The 17,041-nt window shown below is 60.9% G+C and carries 16 protein-coding genes; 2 read left to right on the forward strand and 14 right to left on the reverse strand.

Going from position 1 to position 17,041, the window contains the following annotated elements; translation table 11 throughout:
• Positions 1 to 104: 104 nt before the first annotated feature.
• Complete coding sequence (locus tag MA884_RS16395) at positions 105 to 1,676, forward strand: flagellar hook-length control protein FliK (protein WP_256231488.1); 1,572 nt, start codon at positions 105 to 107, stop codon at positions 1,674 to 1,676.
• Positions 1,673 to 2,002: an EscU/YscU/HrcU family type III secretion system export apparatus switch protein gene (locus tag MA884_RS16400; protein WP_256231489.1), complete on the forward strand. Its 330-nt coding sequence runs from the start codon at positions 1,673 to 1,675 to the stop codon at positions 2,000 to 2,002. Before MA884_RS16395 ends, MA884_RS16400 begins: the two co-directional genes overlap by 4 nt.
• A 281-nt stretch (positions 2,003 to 2,283) precedes the next feature.
• Here the strand turns inward: MA884_RS16400 and MA884_RS16405 are convergent, their stop codons facing one another.
• The 14 genes from MA884_RS16405 to flhA all read right to left on the reverse strand — a co-directional run bounded on the left by MA884_RS16405 (position 2,284) and on the right by flhA (position 16,656).
• Positions 2,284 to 2,679, reverse strand: coding sequence for a DUF2802 domain-containing protein (locus MA884_RS16405; protein ID WP_256231490.1), 396 nt, complete (start codon positions 2,677 to 2,679; stop codon positions 2,284 to 2,286).
• A 1-nt stretch (position 2,680) separates the two neighbouring features.
• Positions 2,681 to 3,166 carry a chemotaxis protein CheW gene (locus tag MA884_RS16410; RefSeq protein WP_024778681.1) on the reverse strand — a complete coding sequence of 162 codons (486 nt, stop codon included), beginning with the start codon at positions 3,164 to 3,166 and terminating at the stop codon, positions 2,681 to 2,683.
• Positions 3,167 to 3,238: 72 nt separating this feature from the next.
• Positions 3,239 to 4,111 carry a CheW domain-containing protein gene (locus MA884_RS16415; RefSeq protein ID WP_256231491.1) on the reverse strand — a complete coding sequence of 291 codons (873 nt, stop codon included), beginning with the start codon at positions 4,109 to 4,111 and terminating at the stop codon, positions 3,239 to 3,241.
• A gap of 96 nt (positions 4,112 to 4,207) precedes the next feature.
• The gene (locus tag MA884_RS16420) at positions 4,208 to 4,999 is read right to left on the reverse strand and encodes a ParA family protein (protein ID WP_256231492.1); all 792 of its coding nucleotides are present in this window, start codon (positions 4,997 to 4,999) and stop codon (positions 4,208 to 4,210) included.
• A 49-nt stretch (positions 5,000 to 5,048) separates the two neighbouring features.
• The gene (gene motD, locus MA884_RS16425) at positions 5,049 to 5,933 is read right to left on the reverse strand and encodes a flagellar motor protein MotD (protein WP_256231493.1); all 885 of its coding nucleotides are present in this window, start codon (positions 5,931 to 5,933) and stop codon (positions 5,049 to 5,051) included.
• A 15-nt stretch (positions 5,934 to 5,948) separates the two neighbouring features.
• Positions 5,949 to 6,689: a flagellar motor protein gene (locus MA884_RS16430; RefSeq protein ID WP_256231494.1), complete on the reverse strand. Its 741-nt coding sequence runs from the start codon at positions 6,687 to 6,689 to the stop codon at positions 5,949 to 5,951.
• Positions 6,689 to 7,798 carry a chemotaxis response regulator protein-glutamate methylesterase gene (locus tag MA884_RS16435; RefSeq protein WP_256231495.1) on the reverse strand — a complete coding sequence of 370 codons (1,110 nt, stop codon included), beginning with the start codon at positions 7,796 to 7,798 and terminating at the stop codon, positions 6,689 to 6,691. The genes MA884_RS16430 and MA884_RS16435 overlap by 1 nt, the downstream gene beginning before the upstream one ends.
• A gap of 48 nt (positions 7,799 to 7,846) precedes the next feature.
• Positions 7,847 to 10,105: a chemotaxis protein CheA gene (locus tag MA884_RS16440; protein ID WP_256231496.1), complete on the reverse strand. Its 2,259-nt coding sequence runs from the start codon at positions 10,103 to 10,105 to the stop codon at positions 7,847 to 7,849.
• Between the two features lie 27 nt (positions 10,106 to 10,132).
• A complete protein-coding gene (locus MA884_RS16445; protein ID WP_256231497.1) occupies positions 10,133 to 10,918 on the reverse strand; it encodes a protein phosphatase CheZ in 786 nt (261 codons plus the stop codon).
• Between the two features lie 20 nt (positions 10,919 to 10,938).
• A complete protein-coding gene (locus MA884_RS16450; protein ID WP_008006721.1) occupies positions 10,939 to 11,310 on the reverse strand; it encodes a chemotaxis response regulator CheY in 372 nt (123 codons plus the stop codon).
• A gap of 167 nt (positions 11,311 to 11,477) precedes the next feature.
• On the reverse strand, positions 11,478 to 12,221 hold the full coding sequence (gene fliA / locus MA884_RS16455; protein ID WP_003184000.1) for an RNA polymerase sigma factor FliA: 744 nt from the start codon (positions 12,219 to 12,221) through the stop codon (positions 11,478 to 11,480).
• Positions 12,218 to 13,048, reverse strand: coding sequence for a flagellar synthesis regulator FleN (gene fleN / locus MA884_RS16460; protein ID WP_003184001.1), 831 nt, complete (start codon positions 13,046 to 13,048; stop codon positions 12,218 to 12,220). Before fleN ends, fliA begins: the two co-directional genes overlap by 4 nt.
• A gap of 117 nt (positions 13,049 to 13,165) precedes the next feature.
• Positions 13,166 to 14,515, reverse strand: coding sequence for a flagellar biosynthesis protein FlhF (gene flhF / locus MA884_RS16465; protein ID WP_256231498.1), 1,350 nt, complete (start codon positions 14,513 to 14,515; stop codon positions 13,166 to 13,168).
• Positions 14,516 to 14,526: 11 nt separating this feature from the next.
• Positions 14,527 to 16,656 (reverse strand): flagellar biosynthesis protein FlhA, encoded by a 2,130-nt coding sequence (gene flhA, locus MA884_RS16470; RefSeq protein WP_256231499.1) that lies wholly within the window; start codon positions 16,654 to 16,656, stop codon positions 14,527 to 14,529.
• Positions 16,657 to 17,041: the final 385 nt, after the last annotated feature.

Raw genomic sequence — 17,041 nt, forward strand, 5'->3', positions numbered from 1 at the left:
TCAAACAATTGCAAGGTTTTCGCCACTCCCTGAAAGACCGGCGGCATTATACATGTCATGCCCCAGGGGGCGTGCTCAATTAGTTTCCCAAGGTAAGACCGCAGATGACAGGCGACATGAACATCCCGCCGCTGCCTCAGGCCCCGGCAACGACACGTATGCCGGCGGTCACGGGCGAACTGCTCAAATTGCTGACGCCGGTCGAAGGCCTGATCGGTGCAGGCCAGATCGCCAAGGCCGAGGTGTTGTCGCTCAAGCAAGCGGAACAGGCCTTCCAGCTGTTGCTCAAGGTCACCTTGGAGAGCGGCCGCCAAACCACCGTGCAAGCCACCAGTACCCAGCCATTGCCCCAAGGCACCAGCCTGGCCGTGACTCAGCCGTCCGCCAGCAACCTGGCAATTACCGTGCAGCAGGCCATCGCCTCCAGCGTCGCCACCCTGACCCGAATCGACACGGCACAGATGCCAGTCGGCACTCTGTTGCAAGGCAAGGTACTCACCAGCCAGGCATTGCCGCAATTGCCGGGGCAACCGGCGGTTTACCGCTCGCTGGTGGGCCTGCTCAACACCGTCCAGGCCGGCAGTACCCTGGACATCGACAGCCCGCAGCCGCTGCGCATCGGCACGCTGTTGAGCGCTCAGGTGCAGGATGCCCAGACCTTGAAATTCGTCCCCCTGAGCAACCGCCAGGAACAACTGGCGGTGAGCCAGCAACTGGTCACGCAGATGAACCGCCAGGGCTCGCTGGACAGTTTGATCAGCGCGCTGCAAAAGCTTCCGACCGGCGACGACACTGGCGCCGAGCTGCGCGCCGCAGTGACACGTCTGTTGGCGGGCCTGCCGGATGTCCAGCAACTGAGTACGCCCAAAGGGCTGGCCCTGGCCATGGCCGCCAGCGGCACGTTCCTGGAAAGCAAACTGCTGGCCGGGCAAGGACCGAGCCTGGCACCAGACATGAAGGGCGATCTGCTGAAACTGATCGCCCAACTGACACCGGCCCTGCCCGCCTCAACCAACCTCACCGCCATCATTGCCGCCAACACGTTGGCCCAGGCGCTGCCCAGCTTCGTGCGTAATGCTCTGGGAACCCTCGGCCAGGTCAGCGTCAAGCCGCAACCCACCAGTTTCCCCCTGCCCTCGCGCCTGCTGAAAGGCCAGGACGACGAAGGCGATCTGGAACAACTGCTGCGCCTGGCCGCCGCCGCCGTGTCGCGCCTGCAAAGCCATCAGTTGTCGAGCCTGGAACAAACCGGCCTGACCGACGACGGTCGGCTGATGAGTACCTGGCAGTTGGAAATCCCCATGCGCAACCTGCAGGACATCGTGCCGCTGCAGGTCAAATTCCAGCGCGAGGAAACCCCGCCCCGGGAAGAGTCACAGGAACGCCGTGAAGAACGCGAGCCGAGACAACAGCTCTGGCGGGTCGAGCTGGCGTTCGACATGGAGCCGCTTGGGCCGCTGCAGATTCAGGCCCAATTGCTCAGCGGCAGCCTGTCGAGCCAGCTGTGGGCCGAGCGGCCATACACCGCGAGCCTGATCGAAAGCAATCTGATAGCGCTGCGTGAGCGCCTGGTGACCTGCGGCTTGAACGTTGGCGACCTGGACTGCCACCTCGGCACCCCACCCCAAGGCCCCAAGACTCGGCTGGAACAACGCTGGGTGGACGAAACCGCATGACAACCGACACCGCACCACGCCAGGCCATCGCCCTCAAGTACGACGGCCTCCACGCCCCGACCCTCACCGCCAAGGGCGATGAAGCCCTGGCCGAGGAAATCCTGCGGATCGCCCGGGAAAGCGAAGTGCCAATCTATGAAAATGCCGAGCTGGTGAAGCTGTTGGCGCGGATGGAGTTGGGCGACAGCATCCCGGAAGAGTTGTACCGCACGATTGCCGAGATCATCGCCTTTGCCTGGAATTTGAAAGGGAAATTCCCCCAGGGCTACGACCCGAACGCGCCAAGTGTCGAGAAGGATGTGACAGAGCGCGGCGACGATTATTGATCTCAAAAATCCTGCAAGGACCGCTCTTGTGGCGAGGGAGCTTGCTCCCGCTGGGTGGCGCAGCCGCCCCAGGCGCAGCGACTGCAAAAAGCGTGGGGGCCACTGCGCAGCCCAGCGGGAGCAAGCTCCCTCGCCACGGTGATGTATTCACTGAAGATGGGTGGGCCTTTGTCAAAAAAAATCGCAGCCTTCGCCAGCGCCTACAGGGGATGTGAACCTCTGTGGGAACTGCCAAAGGCTGCGGTCTCTTGATCTTTCTTGCAGCTTGCCGCTTAACGCTATCAACTGCCCTTATGCAACTTACTCATCAACTCCGCCTCGGCCTGCGTCAGGCCGCAGGCTTGGGTCAGTTCGTCGACGCTGGCGCCCATGCCCACCAAGCGAGCGGCCTGGGCGAAGGACAGGCTGGAGGGGTCGCGCTGTTCCAGTTGGGCCAGTTTGTCCGGCAACGGGGCAACCACGGCGCGTAGCTCGTGCAGGGCTTCGCCCATGCGCACGGTGCCGTTCTGGTAATCGTCGACGCGTTTGGCCAGGTCCCTGATGCGTTGATCGCGCAACGCATCGCCCTGGGCCTGCTGAGCGGCGATCTGCCGCTGGCCGCGTATGTACGCGACAAACATCGCCAGCGTGCCTGCCCAGAAAAGGAACAGGACAATGACTGCTACCTCAAGAATCAAATCAGATACTCTCCAGTTCCGACCATTCCTCTTCGCTCATCATCTTCTCCAGCTCGACCAGGATCAGCAACTCGTTGTTCTTGTTGCACACACCCTGGATGAACTTGGCTGACTCTTCGTTACCGACGTTAGGCGCGGTTTCGATCTCCGACTGACGCAAGTAAACCACTTCAGCGACGCTGTCGACGAGAATGCCGACCACTTGCTTGTCGGCCTCGATGATCACGATCCGGGTGTTGTCGTTGACCTCGGTGGAATTAAGGCCAAACCGCTGGCGAGTGTCGATCACCGTGACCACGTTACCGCGCAGGTTGATGATGCCCAGCACGTAGCTTGGCGCACCCGGTACCGGGGCGATCTCGGTATAGCGCAGCACTTCCTGAACGCGCATCACGTTGATGCCGTAGGTTTCGTTATCGAGCTTGAAGGTTACCCATTGCAAAATCGGATCTTCGGAACCCTTGAGAGACGACGCCTTATCATTCATACCCTGACCCCTCGAAAAACCGCCTGTGGCGGTGTGTGTTCTGCCCCGTGACGCTGTGCGTCACCGGTTGTCTTATTTCGGTTTCTGGACCGGCTTGGCGCCGCCCAGGTGTTTTGCCCCGCCGCTGGCGATCAACTCAGCCAGCTCGGAAACGTCCAGCAAGGCGCACATATGCTCGATCACCGTACCGGCCAACCATGGCCGTTGCCCTCGATGGCTGCGCCACTTGATCTCGTTCGGGTCCAGGCGCAGCGAGCGACTGACCTGATGTACCGCCAAACCCCATTCATAACCTTGCACTGAAATCACGTACTGCAGGCCTTGGCGAAAGTCATCACGATAACGGTCCGGCATTACCCAGCGCGCGGTATCCAGCACTTTCAAGTTGCCGGCCTGGCTCGGCAGGATCCCCAGAAACCATTCCGGCTGGCCGAACAACGGCGTCAGCTCCTGCCCGGCCAGGGAATAAATCGATCCCAGGCATACCAACGGCACCGCCAGGGTCAACCCGGCCACATCGAACAACAAACACTCGAACGGCTCAGCTGCCCAGGCCGGACGGTCGTCGGCCGGCACCGGCGGCGGTGGGCTGCTCGGTGGCAGATGGACTTCCACCACCGGCGTCACCAGGCCCTGCAGCAACGGTGCAACGGTCGAGACCGGCGCCAGGATCGGCGCAGGCGCCTCCATCACTGCCACCTGAGGCTTGATAAATGGCGCCTCGACTGCCGCGGCAATCACTGTTTTCTGTGCATCACGAGCCTGCTCTTCGAGCACGGCCGCTTGAAATTCATCCAGCACACCCTCGGCTTCTACGGGCTCGGGCAACGCCTCGATCACGCTCGCTTGCGGTGGCAATTCTTCGGTTGCTTCCTGCAGCAACCCATCCAGATAGGACTGCAGGGCCAACTGCGGACGCGAGGTTGTCTTTATCGGGCGGCTCATAGGAACAGTGCGCCACTTGAAAAGGTTATCGGCATGCATGCGCCAGGACTTGAGCGCTCACAAGCGAGCGCAATGCCTTTGGTAAGCCTCGTCACCTTAAGCCACCTGCTGCGAAACGAGCTGCTGGGCCAGCAGGTGCTTGAGCAGCGCCCGGTAGGCCAGCACGCCGCGGCTCTTGCCATCGAATTGCGAAGGGGTCACGCCGGCACGACTGGCGTCACGCAAACGCGTGTCGACTGGAATGTAGCCTTGCCAGATGTCATCCGGGTACATGTCCCGCAGGACGCGCAGGGTGCTCAGGGACGCCTGGGTGCGACGGTCAAACAGGGTCGGCACGATGTTGAAAGCCAACGTTTGCTTGCGCGAGCGGTTGATCATCGCCAGGGTATTGACCATGCGCTCCAGGCCCTTGACTGCCAGGTGCTCGGTCTGCACCGGGATAACCAGTTGCTGGCTGGCCGCCAGGGCGTTGACCATCAGCACGCCAAGTAGCGGCGGGCTGTCGATGATCGCGTAATCGAAATCTTGCCACAGTTGCGCCAGACTCTTGGCGATCACCAGGCCCAGGCCGCTTTGTCCCGGCGACTGCCGTTCCAGGGTCGCCAGGGCGGTGCTGGATGGCAGCAGGGATATCCGCTCATCACTGGTGGACTGCAACAACTGCCCCGGCAGGCCTTCGGGCACACCGCCCTTGTGCAGGAACAGGTCGTAGTTGCTGTGCTCCAGGCTATCGGGATCATAACCAAAGTAGCTGGTCATCGAGCCGTGGGGGTCCAGATCGACCATGACCACGCGCTTGCCCGCCTCGGCCAGCAATCCGGCTAAAGCGATGGAAGATGTGGTTTTACCCACACCACCTTTTTGATTGGCGACTGCCCAGACTCTCATTCGGATTGTTCCTCCCGGCCGATACAGGCTCGGCCGAGAAATAGCTCGGTTATAAAGCGGGTGACGGAGAATTGACGGCGCTCTGTCTTCCCGGCGACTTGGGCTGGGTCGGTGCAGTTTGTGTGCCAGCGCGCTTCAATGCCGCATCCGGTGTTGCATGGGCGGTGCCGGTACCGGTCAGGCTACGGCGCACCTCAAGGTTGCGCGACACCACCAGCACCACCCGCCGGTTGCGCGCCCGCCCTTCGGCGGTGGCATTGTTGGCCACCGGCTGGAATTCACCATAGCCCACCGACGCCAGTCGGCCGGGGTTTACGCCTTGCATGGCGAGCATGCGCACGATGCTCGCCGAACGGGCCGATGACAGTTCCCAGTTGGTCGGGTACTGCGCGGTGCGGATCGGCTGGTCGTCAGTGAAGCCTTCGACGTGGATCGGGTTGTCGAAGGGCCTGAGGATCGCGGCCACTTTATCGATGATGTTGAACGCCATGTCGCTGGGCATGGCATCACCGCTGCCAAACAACAGGCTGGAATTGAGTTCGATCTCAACCCACAACTCGTTGCCGCGCACGGTCATCTGATTGGAGCTGATCAGGTCGCCAAACGCCGCGCTGATGTCATCGGCAATGCTTTTCAACGGATCACTGCCGCCGGCGATACCGGCATCGATCTGCTCGGAGTCCCTGACCAACGGTTTGGCCGGCGTGGTGGTCTTGGGTCGCTCATCGCCAATGGGGATGGGTTTGAGGGCGCGGTCCGAGTCGGTAAAGACCCCGATCAGCGCCTCGGAAATAACCTTGTACTTGCCTTCGTTGACCGACGAGATCGAATACATGACCACGAAAAAAGCGAACAGCAGCGTGATGAAGTCGGCGTAAGAAACGAGCCAGCGTTCATGGTTGACGTGTTCTTCACGATGCCTGCGACGTGCCATTTTCCATGTCTCCCATCAGTCCATGAAGCCCTGAAGCTTCAACTCAATGGAGCGCGGATTTTCACCTTCGGCGATCGACAGGATCCCTTCCAGCAACATCTCGCGATAACGCGACTGGCGCAGCGCAATGGACTTGAGCTTGGCGGCGATCGGCAATAGCACCAGGTTGGCACTGGCCACACCATAAATGGTCGCGACGAAGGCCACGGCGATGCCGCTGCCCAGTTGCGACGGATCGGCCAGGTTGCCCATCACGTGGATCAGGCCCATCACCGCACCGATGATGCCGATGGTCGGCGCATAGCCACCCATGCTTTCGAAGACTTTGGCCGCTTCGATGTCACGGCTTTCCTGAGTGTAGAAATCCACTTCCAGGATGCTGCGGATGGCTTCCGGCTCAGCGCCGTCCACCAGCAGTTGCAGGCCTTTGCGCGAGTAGTTGTCGGGTTCGGCATCGGCCACCCCTTCCAGCCCCAGCAAGCCTTCCTTGCGAGCGGTCAGACTCCAGTTCACCACGCGATCGATGCCACCGGCCAGGTCGACTCGCGGCGGGAACAGAATCCAGATGAGCACTTGCATGGCGCGCTTGAAGGCACTCATGGGCGACTGCAGCAGCGCAGCGCCGATGGTGCCACCGATCACGATCAACGCCGCCGGGCCGTTGGCCAAGGCTCCCAGGTGACCGCCTTCCAGGTAATTGCCACCAATAATGGCGACGAACGCCATGATGATGCCGATCAGGCTGAGCACATCCATTACAGGCACGCCTCGATCAGGTGTCTACCTATGTCGTCCAGCCCGTACACCGCGTCGGCCAGATCGGCTTTGACAATCGCCATCGGCATGCCATAGATCACGCAACTGGCTTCATCCTGGGCCCAAATGGCGCTGCCGCCCTGCTTGAGCAGGCGCGCGCCTTCGCGACCGTCGGCGCCCATACCGGTAAGCACCACCGCCAGAACTTTGTCGCCGTAGGATTTAGCCGCGGAACCGAAAGTGATGTCCACGCACGGTTTGTAATTGAGGCGCTCATCGCCGGGCAGGATTTTCACCGCGCCGCGACCATCGATCATCATCTGCTTGCCGCCCGGCGCCAGCAGCGCCAGGCCCGGACGCAGGATGTCGCCATCCTCGGCCTCCTTGACGCTGATGCGACACAGCTTGTCGAGGCGTTCAGCGAACGCCTTGGTGAAGGCTGCGGGCATATGCTGGATCAGTACGATCGGAGCCGGAAAGTTGGCCGGCAACTGGGTCAAGACCCGCTGCAAGGCAACCGGGCCGCCGGTGGACGTACCAATGGCGACCAGTTTGTAGGCTTTGCGCTTGGGAGCTGGCGACGACGCACTGGCTGGCGCGGGGCGAGCTGGCACAGGGGCCGCAGCACTGCGCGCAGGAGGCGGGTTGAAGCTGCCTGACGAAGCCGGGGCTGGTGCAGGTGCAGGTGCGCTATAGGTACCGACACGCCGGTTGCTGCGGGAAATGCTGTGGACCTTCTCGCACAGCAATTGCCGAACTTTGTCGGGGTTGCGCGAGATGTCTTCGAAATTTTTCGGCAGGAAATCCACCGCCCCGGCGTCCAGCGCATCGAGGGTCACTCGGGCGCCTTCATGGGTCAGGGAGGAGAACATCAATACAGGGGTCGGGCAGCGCTGCATGATATGCCGCACCGCCGTGATGCCATCCATCATTGGCATCTCGTAGTCCATGGTGATCACGTCCGGCTTGAGTGCCAGTGCCTGATCGATCGCCTCTTTACCGTTGGTCGCCGTACCGACGACCTGAATACTCGGGTCCGCCGAGAGAATTTCCGAGACGCGGCGGCGGAAAAACCCCGAATCGTCCACCACCAGGACTTTAACTACCATAAACACTCCGTTAGACGAGACGCGGCTGCGGGCCGCGCCCCTCCAGAATCAAATACGCCGTGCGGCGTAACGCTTGAGCATGCTTGGCACATCGAGGATCAGCGCGATGCGACCGTCACCGGTGATGGTGGCGCCGGACATGCCCGGGGTGCCCTGGAGCATCTTGCCCAACGGCTTGATGACCACTTCTTCCTGGCCCACCAACTGGTCGACGACGAAGCCGATCCGCTGAGTGCCCACCGAAAGGATCACCACATGGCCTTCGCCCTGCTCGACATGAGCAGCGGAACTGACCAGCCAGCGCTTGAGGTAGAACAGCGGCAGTGCCTTGTCCCGCACGATCACCACTTCCTGGCCGTCCACCACGTTGGTGCGCGACAGGTCGAGGTGGAAGATCTCGTTGACATTGACCAGCGGGAAGGCGAACGCCTGGTTGCCCAGCATCACCATCAGGGTTGGCATGATCGCCAGGGTCAGCGGGACCTTGATGACGATTTTCGAGCCCTGGCCCTTGGTCGAGTAGATGTTGATCGAACCGTTGAGCTGGGAAATCTTGGTTTTCACCACGTCCATGCCCACGCCACGGCCCGACACATCGGAAATCTCGGTCTTGGTCGAGAAGCCCGGAGCAAAGATCAGGTTGTAGCACTCGGAGTCGCTCAGGCGGTCGGCGGCATCCTTGTCCATGACGCCACGCTTCACGGCGATGGCGCGCAGCACATTCGGGTCCATGCCTTTGCCATCGTCGGAGATCGACAGCAGGATGTGGTCGCCCTCCTGCTCGGCGGCCAGCACGACCTTGCCGCTACGGGGCTTGCCTGATTCTTCGCGTTCTTGCGGCGACTCGATGCCGTGGTCGACAGCGTTGCGCACCAAGTGGACCAGCGGATCGGCCAAGGCCTCGACAAGGTTCTTGTCCAGGTCGGTCTCTTCGCCCATCAGTTCGAGGTTGATTTCTTTCTTGAGCTGGCGAGCCAGGTCACGAACCAGGCGTGGGAAGCGCCCGAAAACTTTCTTGATCGGCTGCATCCGGGTCTTCATGACCGCGGTCTGCAAATCGGCCGTGACCACGTCCAGGTTCGACACGGCCTTGGACATGGCTTCGTCCTGGCTGTTAAGGCCCAGGCGCACCAGGCGGTTACGCACCAACACCAGTTCGCCGACCATGTTCATGATCTCGTCCAGGCGGGCGGTGTCGACCCGAACGGTGGTCTCGGCTTCGCTGGCCGGCTTTTCCGCCGGTGCAGCCGCCGGCGCACGGGCTGGCGCCGGTGCGGCGGCAGCGGCGGGTTTGGGTGTCTCGGCTTTCGGTTCCGGCGCCTTGGCAGCGGGTTTGGGTGCTGCAGTCTGCGCCGGCGCAGCGGCAGTTGCGGCAGGCGCGGCAGTTGAGGCCGTGCCGACTTCGCTGAACTTGCCTTTGCCGTGCAGCTCGTCGAGCAGTGATTCGAATTCGTGATCGCTGATCAGGTCGCTGCCAGCCGCTGCGGCGGCGGGCTTGGCCGGGGTCGGCGCCGAAGCGATGGCTGAATCCAGTGCATCAACGGCAAAGGTGCCCTTGCCATGCAACTGATCGAGCAGGGCTTCGAATTCGTCGTCAGTGATATCGGAGTTGTCGCCCGCCGCTTTTTTCGGGGCGGCCGGGGTCGCCGCTGGAACGACCGCATCGGCGGCAAACTGGCCCTTACCGTGAAGCTGATCAAGCAACGACTCGAACTCGGCGTCGGTGATTTCATCGCTGCCTGCATCACCCGCCGAGGCAACCGGAGCAACAGGCGCTGCCGGGGCCTGGGCTTGGGCCTTGACGGCATTCAGCGAGTCCAGCAGCTGTTCGAATTCGTTATCGGTGATGTCACCCGACTCCTCGGCGACCGGCTCGGCAACGACCGGTTCGGCGGCGGGTGCCGCTTCGTCAGCCGATTGCGGCTCGGCCAGGCGCGACAGCGCGGCGAGCAGCTCAGGCGTAGCAGCGGTGATCGGTGAGCGCTCACGCACTTCGCTGAACATGCTGTTGACCGCGTCCAGCGCTTCGAGCACCACGTCCATCAATTCCGAGTCAACGCGACGCTCACCCTTGCGCAGGATGTCGAACACGTTCTCGGCAATGTGACAGCACTCCACCAGCTCATTGAGCTGGAGGAAGCCGGCGCCTCCTTTTACAGTGTGGAAACCGCGAAAAATTGCATTGAGCAGATCCGCATCATCTGGTCGGCTTTCCAGCTCGACCAGCTGTTCGGACAGTTGCTCTAGAATCTCGCCGGCCTCAACCAGGAAATCCTGAAGGATCTCTTCATCGGCGCCGAAGCTCATTAATGGGTGCTCCTAGAGGTCTAAAACCTAAAATCCAAGGCTGGACAGCAAATCGTCCACATCGTCCTGACCGGACACAACGTCTTCTCTTTTATCGGCATGAATTTGCGGACCTTCACCCTGAGAGAGATGTTTTTGCGGATCTTTTTCAGCGAGCATCGCTTCACGGTCGTGTTCGATGCCCGCAAAGCGGTCGACCTGGCTGGCCATCAACACCAGTTTGAGCAGGTTGCTTTCCACTTCGGTGACCAGTTGGGTCACCCGTTTGATCACCTGACCGGTCAGGTCTTGATAGTCCTGAGCCAGCAGAATGTCGTTGAGGTTGCCTGCAACGGCGCGGTTCTCGGTACTGCTGCGCGTCAGGAAACCGTCGACCCGGCGGGCCAGTTCCCGAAACTCCTCAGCTCCGACTTCGCGCCGCATGAAGCGTCCCCAATCGGTGCTCAAGGCCTGGGCTTCATCGCTCAGGCCATTGACCAGCGGCGTTGCGCTCTCCACCAGGTCCATGGTGCGGTTGGCTGCGGCCTCGGTCAGCTTGACCACATACCCCAGACGCTCGGTCGCGTCGGTGATCTGCGAGACCTCCTCGGCCTGCGGCATATTCGGATCAATCTGAAAATTGACAATCGCGCTGTGCAGTTCACGCGTGAGCTTGCCCACTTCCTGATACAGACCGCGGTCACGGGTCTGGTTGAGCTCATGGATCATTTGAACCGCATCGCCAAAACGACCTTTTTCAAGGCTGTCGACCAGTTCGCGGGCATGTTTTTTCAGGGTCGATTCAAAGTCGCCCATTGAAGATTCGTTATCCATAGCTCTCCCCCGTGGCGCCGTTAACCGATGCGTTCGAAGATTTTTTCAATCTTCTCTTTCAACGCCTGGGCCGTGAAGGGTTTGACCACATAGCCGTTCACACCGGCCTGGGCCGCTTCGATGATCTGCTCGCGCTTGGCTTCGGCAGTGACCATCAGCACCGGAAGGTGCTTGAGTTTTTCGTCGGCGCGCACATGGCGCAGCAAGTCGATACCGGTCATGCCGGGCATGTTCCAGTCAGTCACCAGAAAGTCGATGCTTCCGCTGTTGAGAACCGGAATGGCAGTGATGCCATCGTCGGCCTCGACCGTGTTGGTGAACCCAAGGTCACGCAACAGGTTTTTTATGATCCGCCGCATCGTTGAGAAGTCATCAACGATGAGGATTTTCATGTTCTTGTCCAATTCGACCTCCAAGCAGTCTTAAACGCGCCCAGCACCTGAACGCGCCATTTCAATCAATCCGGCACAACACTCGACAACGGCCTGGAGCACAACGGATGGAGACTGGCCCGGCGCAAGCCGTGCCAATCCCGTTCGCAGTGTCCCCACACTGCTTGTCAGCGCGCTCGCCACTCCCCCAAACGCCCCCGCAAACGGGCCGCGCACTGGCTGTGTAACTGGCTGACCCGCGATTCGCTGACCCCCAGGACCTCACCGATTTCCTTGAGGTTCAGCTCTTCGTCGTAGTACAGCGCCAAGACCAGTCGCTCACGCTCCGGCAAATTGGCAATCGCATCCGCCAGCGCGCTCTGGAAACGCTCGTCTTCCAGATCACGCGATGGCTCCATGTGAGCACTTGCGCCATCCTCGTGCAGCCCTTCGTGTTCGCCGTCCTGCAACAGGTCGTCGAAACTGAACAGGCGACTGCCCAAGGTATCGTTCAAAATCCCGTAATAATCATCGAGACTCAATTGGAGTTCGGCCGCAACCTCGTGATCTTTAGCGTCACGCCCGGTTTTAGCTTCAATGGCGCGAATTGCGTCACTGACCATACGGGTATTGCGATGCACCGAACGCGGTGCCCAATCACCCTTGCGGACTTCATCGAGCATCGCCCCGCGAATGCGAATACCGGCATAGGTCTCGAAACTGGCGCCCTTGCTCGCGTCGTATTTGTTCGACACTTCGAGCAGGCCGATCATGCCCGCCTGGATCAGGTCTTCGACCTGGACACTGGCCGGCAAACGCGCCAGCAAGTGATAGGCGATACGCTTGACCAGAGGCGCGTAACGCTCGATCAGTTCGTATTGGGCGTCCCGTGCCGATTTCTTGTAGAGATGGTTGTAACCGCTGGCTGTCATAACACGGGCCCTGCTGTTTGTTGCACGAGACGCTCGACGAAAAACTCCAGATGCCCGCGCGGGTTGGCCGGCAGTGGCCAGGTATCAACCTTCTGGGCAATAGCCTTGAACGCCAGCGCGCATTTGGAACGGGGAAAGGCTTCATAAACCGCACGTTGCTTCTGGACGGCCTTGCGTACGCTTTCGTCGTAGGGCACAGCGCCGACGTATTGTAGGGCGACGTCCAGGAAACGATCCGTGACCTTTGTCAACTTGGCGAACAGGTTGCGTCCTTCCTGGGGGCTCTGGGCCATGTTGGCCAGGACGCGGAAGCGGTTCATGCCGTAGTCGCGGTTCAATAACTTGATCAGGGCATAGGCGTCGGTGATGGACGTCGGTTCATCGCAGACCACCAGGAGCACTTCCTGGGCAGCGCGTACGAAACTGACGACCGAGTCACCAATACCGGCAGCAGTATCGATCACCAGCACATCGAGGTTGTCACCGATGTCGCTGAAAGCCTGGATCAGACCGGCGTGTTGGGCCGGGGTCAGGTGAACCATGCTCTGGGTGCCGGACGCCGCGGGCACGATGCGGATTCCGCCGGGCCCCTGCAACAGCACGTCGCGCAGTTCGCAGCGGCCCTCGATCACATCCGCCAGCGTGCGCTTGGGGGTGAGCCCCAGCAGCACGTCGACGTTCGCCAGGCCCAGGTCGGCGTCCAGCAGCATGACCCGTCGGCCAAGCTCTGCCAGAGCCAGGGACAAGTTCACTGACACGTTAGTCTTGCCGACGCCACCTTTGCCGCCGGTCACCGCGATCACCTGTACGGGATGCATGCTGCCCATGTTCGTTCTTTACCTTGTCTTACTTAGACGGAGGCCACATTACTGGCTGCGCGCTCGCATGAAGGAACAATGCATGGCAGACCATCGATGTAGGTACAAAAAATATTCATGATTACCTCAGCCGACCTGTTTGGTCGGGCTGTGGTAGATATCAGCGAACATATCAGCCATGGCTTCTTCGCTGGGTTCTTCCTGCATTTGCACACTCACGGCACGACTGACCAGTTGATGACGGCGCGGCAGATGTAAATCATCCGGGATCCGCGGCCCGTCGGTCAGGTAGGCCACCGGTAAATCATGACCGATCGCCAGGCTCAACACCTCGCCCAGGCTTGCCGTTTCGTCCAGTTTAGTCAGGATGCAGCCGGCCAGCCCGCAGCGCTTGTAGCTGTGGTATGCGGCGGTTAGAACCTGTTTCTGGCTGGTGGTTGCCAACACGAGATAATTTTTTGACCGGATACCGCGCCCGGCCAGGCTTTCAAGCTGCATGCGCAAGGCCGGATCACTGGCTTGCAGGCCGGCGGTATCGATCAGCACGACGCGCTTGCGCAGCAGCGGTTCCAGCGCTTGGGCCAGGGACTGGCCCGGATCCACATGGGTCACCGACACATTGAGGATCCGACCCAGGGTCTTGAGTTGTTCCTGGGCACCGATACGGAAACTGTCCATGCTCACCAGGGCGATGCTCTGGGCGCCGTACTTGAGTACATAACGCGCCGCGAGCTTGGCCAGGGTGGTGGTCTTGCCCATGCCGGCCGGGCCGACCATGGCAATGACTCCACCCTCTTCCAGCGGCTCGACTTCTGGCGTGGCGATCATCCGCGCCAGGTGCGCCAGCAGCATGCGCCAGGCCTGGCGAGGTTCTTCGATATCGTTGATCAGCGCCAGCAGGTCGCGGGACAACGGGCCGGACAGGCCGATGCGTTGCAGGCGACGCCACAGGTTAGCCTGGGCCGGACGGTTGCCTTGCAACTGGTTCCAGGCCAGGGAGCCGAGCTGAACTTCCATCAGTTCACGCAGGCTGTTGAGTTCGAAGCGCATCGAGTCCAGGGCACGCGGATCGACGCCACCGCCTGACGCTACCTGGGCTGGTGCCGGACGACGCGGCTCGGCCTTGGCCTGCTCGACCAGCGGCTCGGCAGCAGTCAACGGCAGTCCGGCGGTCAGTGGCTGGCCGGCGAACAATTGACGATTGGTGCCCGCGCTGGCTTCACCATCGCTGCTGCGCAAGCTCAATTCGGCCTGGGCACTGGCGATGCGCGACTGGGTCTTGCGCAGCTCATCCTCGAGCTCCATGTTGGGAACGCGTGGGGCCAGCGCCGACAACTTGTAATCCAGAGCCGCCGTCAGCTCGACACCGCCGGCGATCCGGCGGTTGCCGATGATGGCTGCTTCAGCGCCCAGCTCGTCACGAACCAGCTTCATGGCCTGACGCATATCGGCGGCGAAAAAACGCTTCACTTGCATAAACCACTACCTCAGCCGTTGGGCCCTACTGTCGCAACGATGGTCACTTGCTTGTTGTCCGGTATTTCCTGGTACGCCAGCACATGCAGCCCCGGGACCGCGAGGCGCCCGAATCGCGAGAGCATCGCGCGAATCGGACCGGCCACCAGCAGGATCACCGGTTGGCCTTGCATCTCCTGCCGCTGGGCTGCATCGATCAGCGAACGCTGCAGCTTCTCGGCCATGCTTGGCTCCAGCAGAACACCCTCTTCCGAGCCTTGTCCTGCCTTCTGCAGACTATTGAGCAATATCTGTTCCAACCTTGGCTCCAGCGTGATCACAGGCAGCTCGGACTCAGTACCTACAATGCTTTGGACGATTGCGCGCGATACGCCAACCCGTACCGCAGCGACCAGAGCGGCGGTATCTTGACTCTTGGAAGCGTTGTTGGCGATAGCCTCGGCAATGCTGCGAATGTCGCGCACCGGCACCTGCTCGGCCAACAGCGCCTGCAACACCTTGAGCAATTGCGACAACGAAACCACGCCGGGCACCAGTTCTTCGGCCAGTTTGGGCGAGCCTTTGGCCAGTACTTGCAGCAATTGCTGGACTTCTTCGTGACCGATCAGCTCGCTGGAGTGCTTGTACAGAATCTGGTTCAGGTGAGTCGCGACCACGGTACTGGCGTCCACCACGGTATAGCCGAGGGACTGGGCCTGGGCCCGCTGGCTGATTTCGATCCACACCGCTTCCAGACCAAAAGCCGGATCCTTGGCGGTAATGCCGTTGAGCGAACCGTAGACCTGCCCCGGGTTGATCGCCAGTTCACGGTCCGGGTAAATTTCGGCTTCGGCCAGGATCACCCCCATCAGCGTCAAGCGATAGGCACTTGGCGCCAGGTCGAGGTTGTCTCGAATATGTACGGTGGGCATCAGGAAGCCCAGGTCCTGGGACAGCTTCTTGCGCACACCCTTGATCCGCGCGAGCAATTGACCACCCTGATTGCGGTCCACCAAGGGGATCAGGCGGTAGCCGACTTCCAGGCCGATCATGTCAATGGGCGTCACGTCGTCCCAGCCCAGCTCCTTGGTTTCCATGGCCCGAGCCGGCGATGGCAGCAGTTCCTGCTGGCGCTTGACCTCCTGCAGGGCCTGGACCTTTTGCACGTTCTGCTTCTTCCAGAACAGGTAGGCAGCACCCGCCGCCAGGGCGGCCATGCTCAGAAACGAGAAATGGGGCATCCCGGGAACCAGGCCCATCACCGCCATCAGTCCGGCTGCAACGGCCAACGCCTTGGGCGAAGCAAACATTTGCCGGCCGATCTGCTTGCCCATGTCTTCGGAACCCGAAGCACGAGTCACCATGATCGCGGCAGCTGTGGATAACAACAGTGATGGCAATTGCGCCACCAAACCGTCACCAATGGTTAACAGCGCGTAAACCTTGCCGGACTCACCAAACGTCATGCCATGCTGGAAGATACCGACAGCCATACCGCCGATCAGGTTGATAAAGAGGATCAGCAGACCGGCGATGGCGTCGCCGCGCACGAATTTGCTGGCACCGTCCATAGAGCCATAGAACTCGGCTTCCTGGGCGACTTCCAGGCGACGGGCCTTGGCCTGGCCCTGGTCGATCAGGCCGGCGTTGAGGTCGGCGTCGATTGCCATTTGCTTGCCGGGCATGGCATCGAGGGTGAAACGCGCGCTCACTTCGGAGATCCGCCCGGCACCCTTGGTCACCACGACAAAGTTGATGATCATCAAAATGGCGAAGACGACGATACCCACCACGTAGTTTCCGCCAATCACCACCTCACCGAAGGCCTGGATCACCTTACCGGCAGCGGCGTGGCCTTCATGCCCGTGGATCATCACCACCCGGGTGGACGCCACGTTGAGCGCCAGTCGCATCAGCGTCGCCACCAGCAGAATGGTCGGGAACACTGCAAAATCCAGTGGCCGCAATGCGTACACACACACCAGCAGTACTACGATGGACAACGCAATGTTGAACGTGAAGAACACGTCCAGCAAAAACGGGGGCACCGGCAGCATCATCATGGCGAGCATGACCAGCAGCAGCAACGGCACGCCCAGATTACCCCGGCTGAGGTCGGCTACGTTGTTGCGCGCGGTGCTGAGTAACTGAGAGCGATCCACCAATAATCCCCGTTCCTGTGAAGCAAACTTTTGACGCCCGGAACGGGCGCAGACGGGGTATTGCAAGAAGCCTTCCAACTTTTGTCAGAGGCTGAAATAGAGGTACTAACCAAGGCGCGGAATGCAATCCAGTGGGGGCAGGCTCGCCCCCACCGTTTTCCGAGTCATGCGCAGGCGTTGTATTCGTCCCAAAAGACCTGTGGGAGCAAAGCTTGCTCGCGATAGCGGCGGGTCAGCTTGCAGGAGATGTTGAATGTGCCGCCGTCATCGCGAGCGGGCTCGCTCCCACAGTTTTTCCGAGTCGTGCGCAGGCGTTGTATTTGCCCAAAAACCCTGTGGGAGCAAAGCTTGCTCGCGATAGCGGCGGGTCAGCTTGCCGGGATGC

The organism is Pseudomonas sp. Q11 (assembly GCF_024494355.1).
Classification (GTDB): domain Bacteria; phylum Pseudomonadota; class Gammaproteobacteria; order Pseudomonadales; family Pseudomonadaceae; genus Aquipseudomonas; species Aquipseudomonas hefeiensis.

Bases quoted from the DNA above. Each gene is read 5' to 3' on its own strand.
- MA884_RS16435 (WP_256231495.1), bottom strand. From the start codon at position 7,798: ATGGTAGTTAAAGTCCTGGTGGTGGACGATTCGGGGTTTTTCCGCCGC.
- MA884_RS16445 (WP_256231497.1), bottom strand. From the start codon at position 10,918: ATGGATAACGAATCTTCAATGGGCGACTTTGAATCGACCCTGAAAAAA.
- MA884_RS16410 (WP_024778681.1), bottom strand. From the start codon at position 3,166: ATGAATGATAAGGCGTCGTCTCTCAAGGGTTCCGAAGATCCGATTTTG.
- fleN (WP_003184001.1), bottom strand. From the start codon at position 13,048: ATGGGCAGCATGCATCCCGTACAGGTGATCGCGGTGACCGGCGGCAAA.
- MA884_RS16400 (WP_256231489.1), top strand. From the start codon at position 1,673: ATGACAACCGACACCGCACCACGCCAGGCCATCGCCCTCAAGTACGAC.
- MA884_RS16430 (WP_256231494.1), bottom strand. From the start codon at position 6,689: ATGGATGTGCTCAGCCTGATCGGCATCATCATGGCGTTCGTCGCCATT.
- motD (WP_256231493.1), bottom strand. From the start codon at position 5,933: ATGGCACGTCGCAGGCATCGTGAAGAACACGTCAACCATGAACGCTGG.
- fliA (WP_003184000.1), bottom strand. From the start codon at position 12,221: ATGACAGCCAGCGGTTACAACCATCTCTACAAGAAATCGGCACGGGAC.
- MA884_RS16450 (WP_008006721.1), bottom strand. From the start codon at position 11,310: ATGAAAATCCTCATCGTTGATGACTTCTCAACGATGCGGCGGATCATA.
- MA884_RS16420 (WP_256231492.1), bottom strand. From the start codon at position 4,999: ATGAGAGTCTGGGCAGTCGCCAATCAAAAAGGTGGTGTGGGTAAAACC.
- MA884_RS16415 (WP_256231491.1), bottom strand. From the start codon at position 4,111: ATGAGCCGCCCGATAAAGACAACCTCGCGTCCGCAGTTGGCCCTGCAG.
- MA884_RS16395 (WP_256231488.1), top strand. From the start codon at position 105: ATGACAGGCGACATGAACATCCCGCCGCTGCCTCAGGCCCCGGCAACG.
- MA884_RS16440 (WP_256231496.1), bottom strand. From the start codon at position 10,105: ATGAGCTTCGGCGCCGATGAAGAGATCCTTCAGGATTTCCTGGTTGAG.
- flhF (WP_256231498.1), bottom strand. From the start codon at position 14,515: ATGCAAGTGAAGCGTTTTTTCGCCGCCGATATGCGTCAGGCCATGAAG.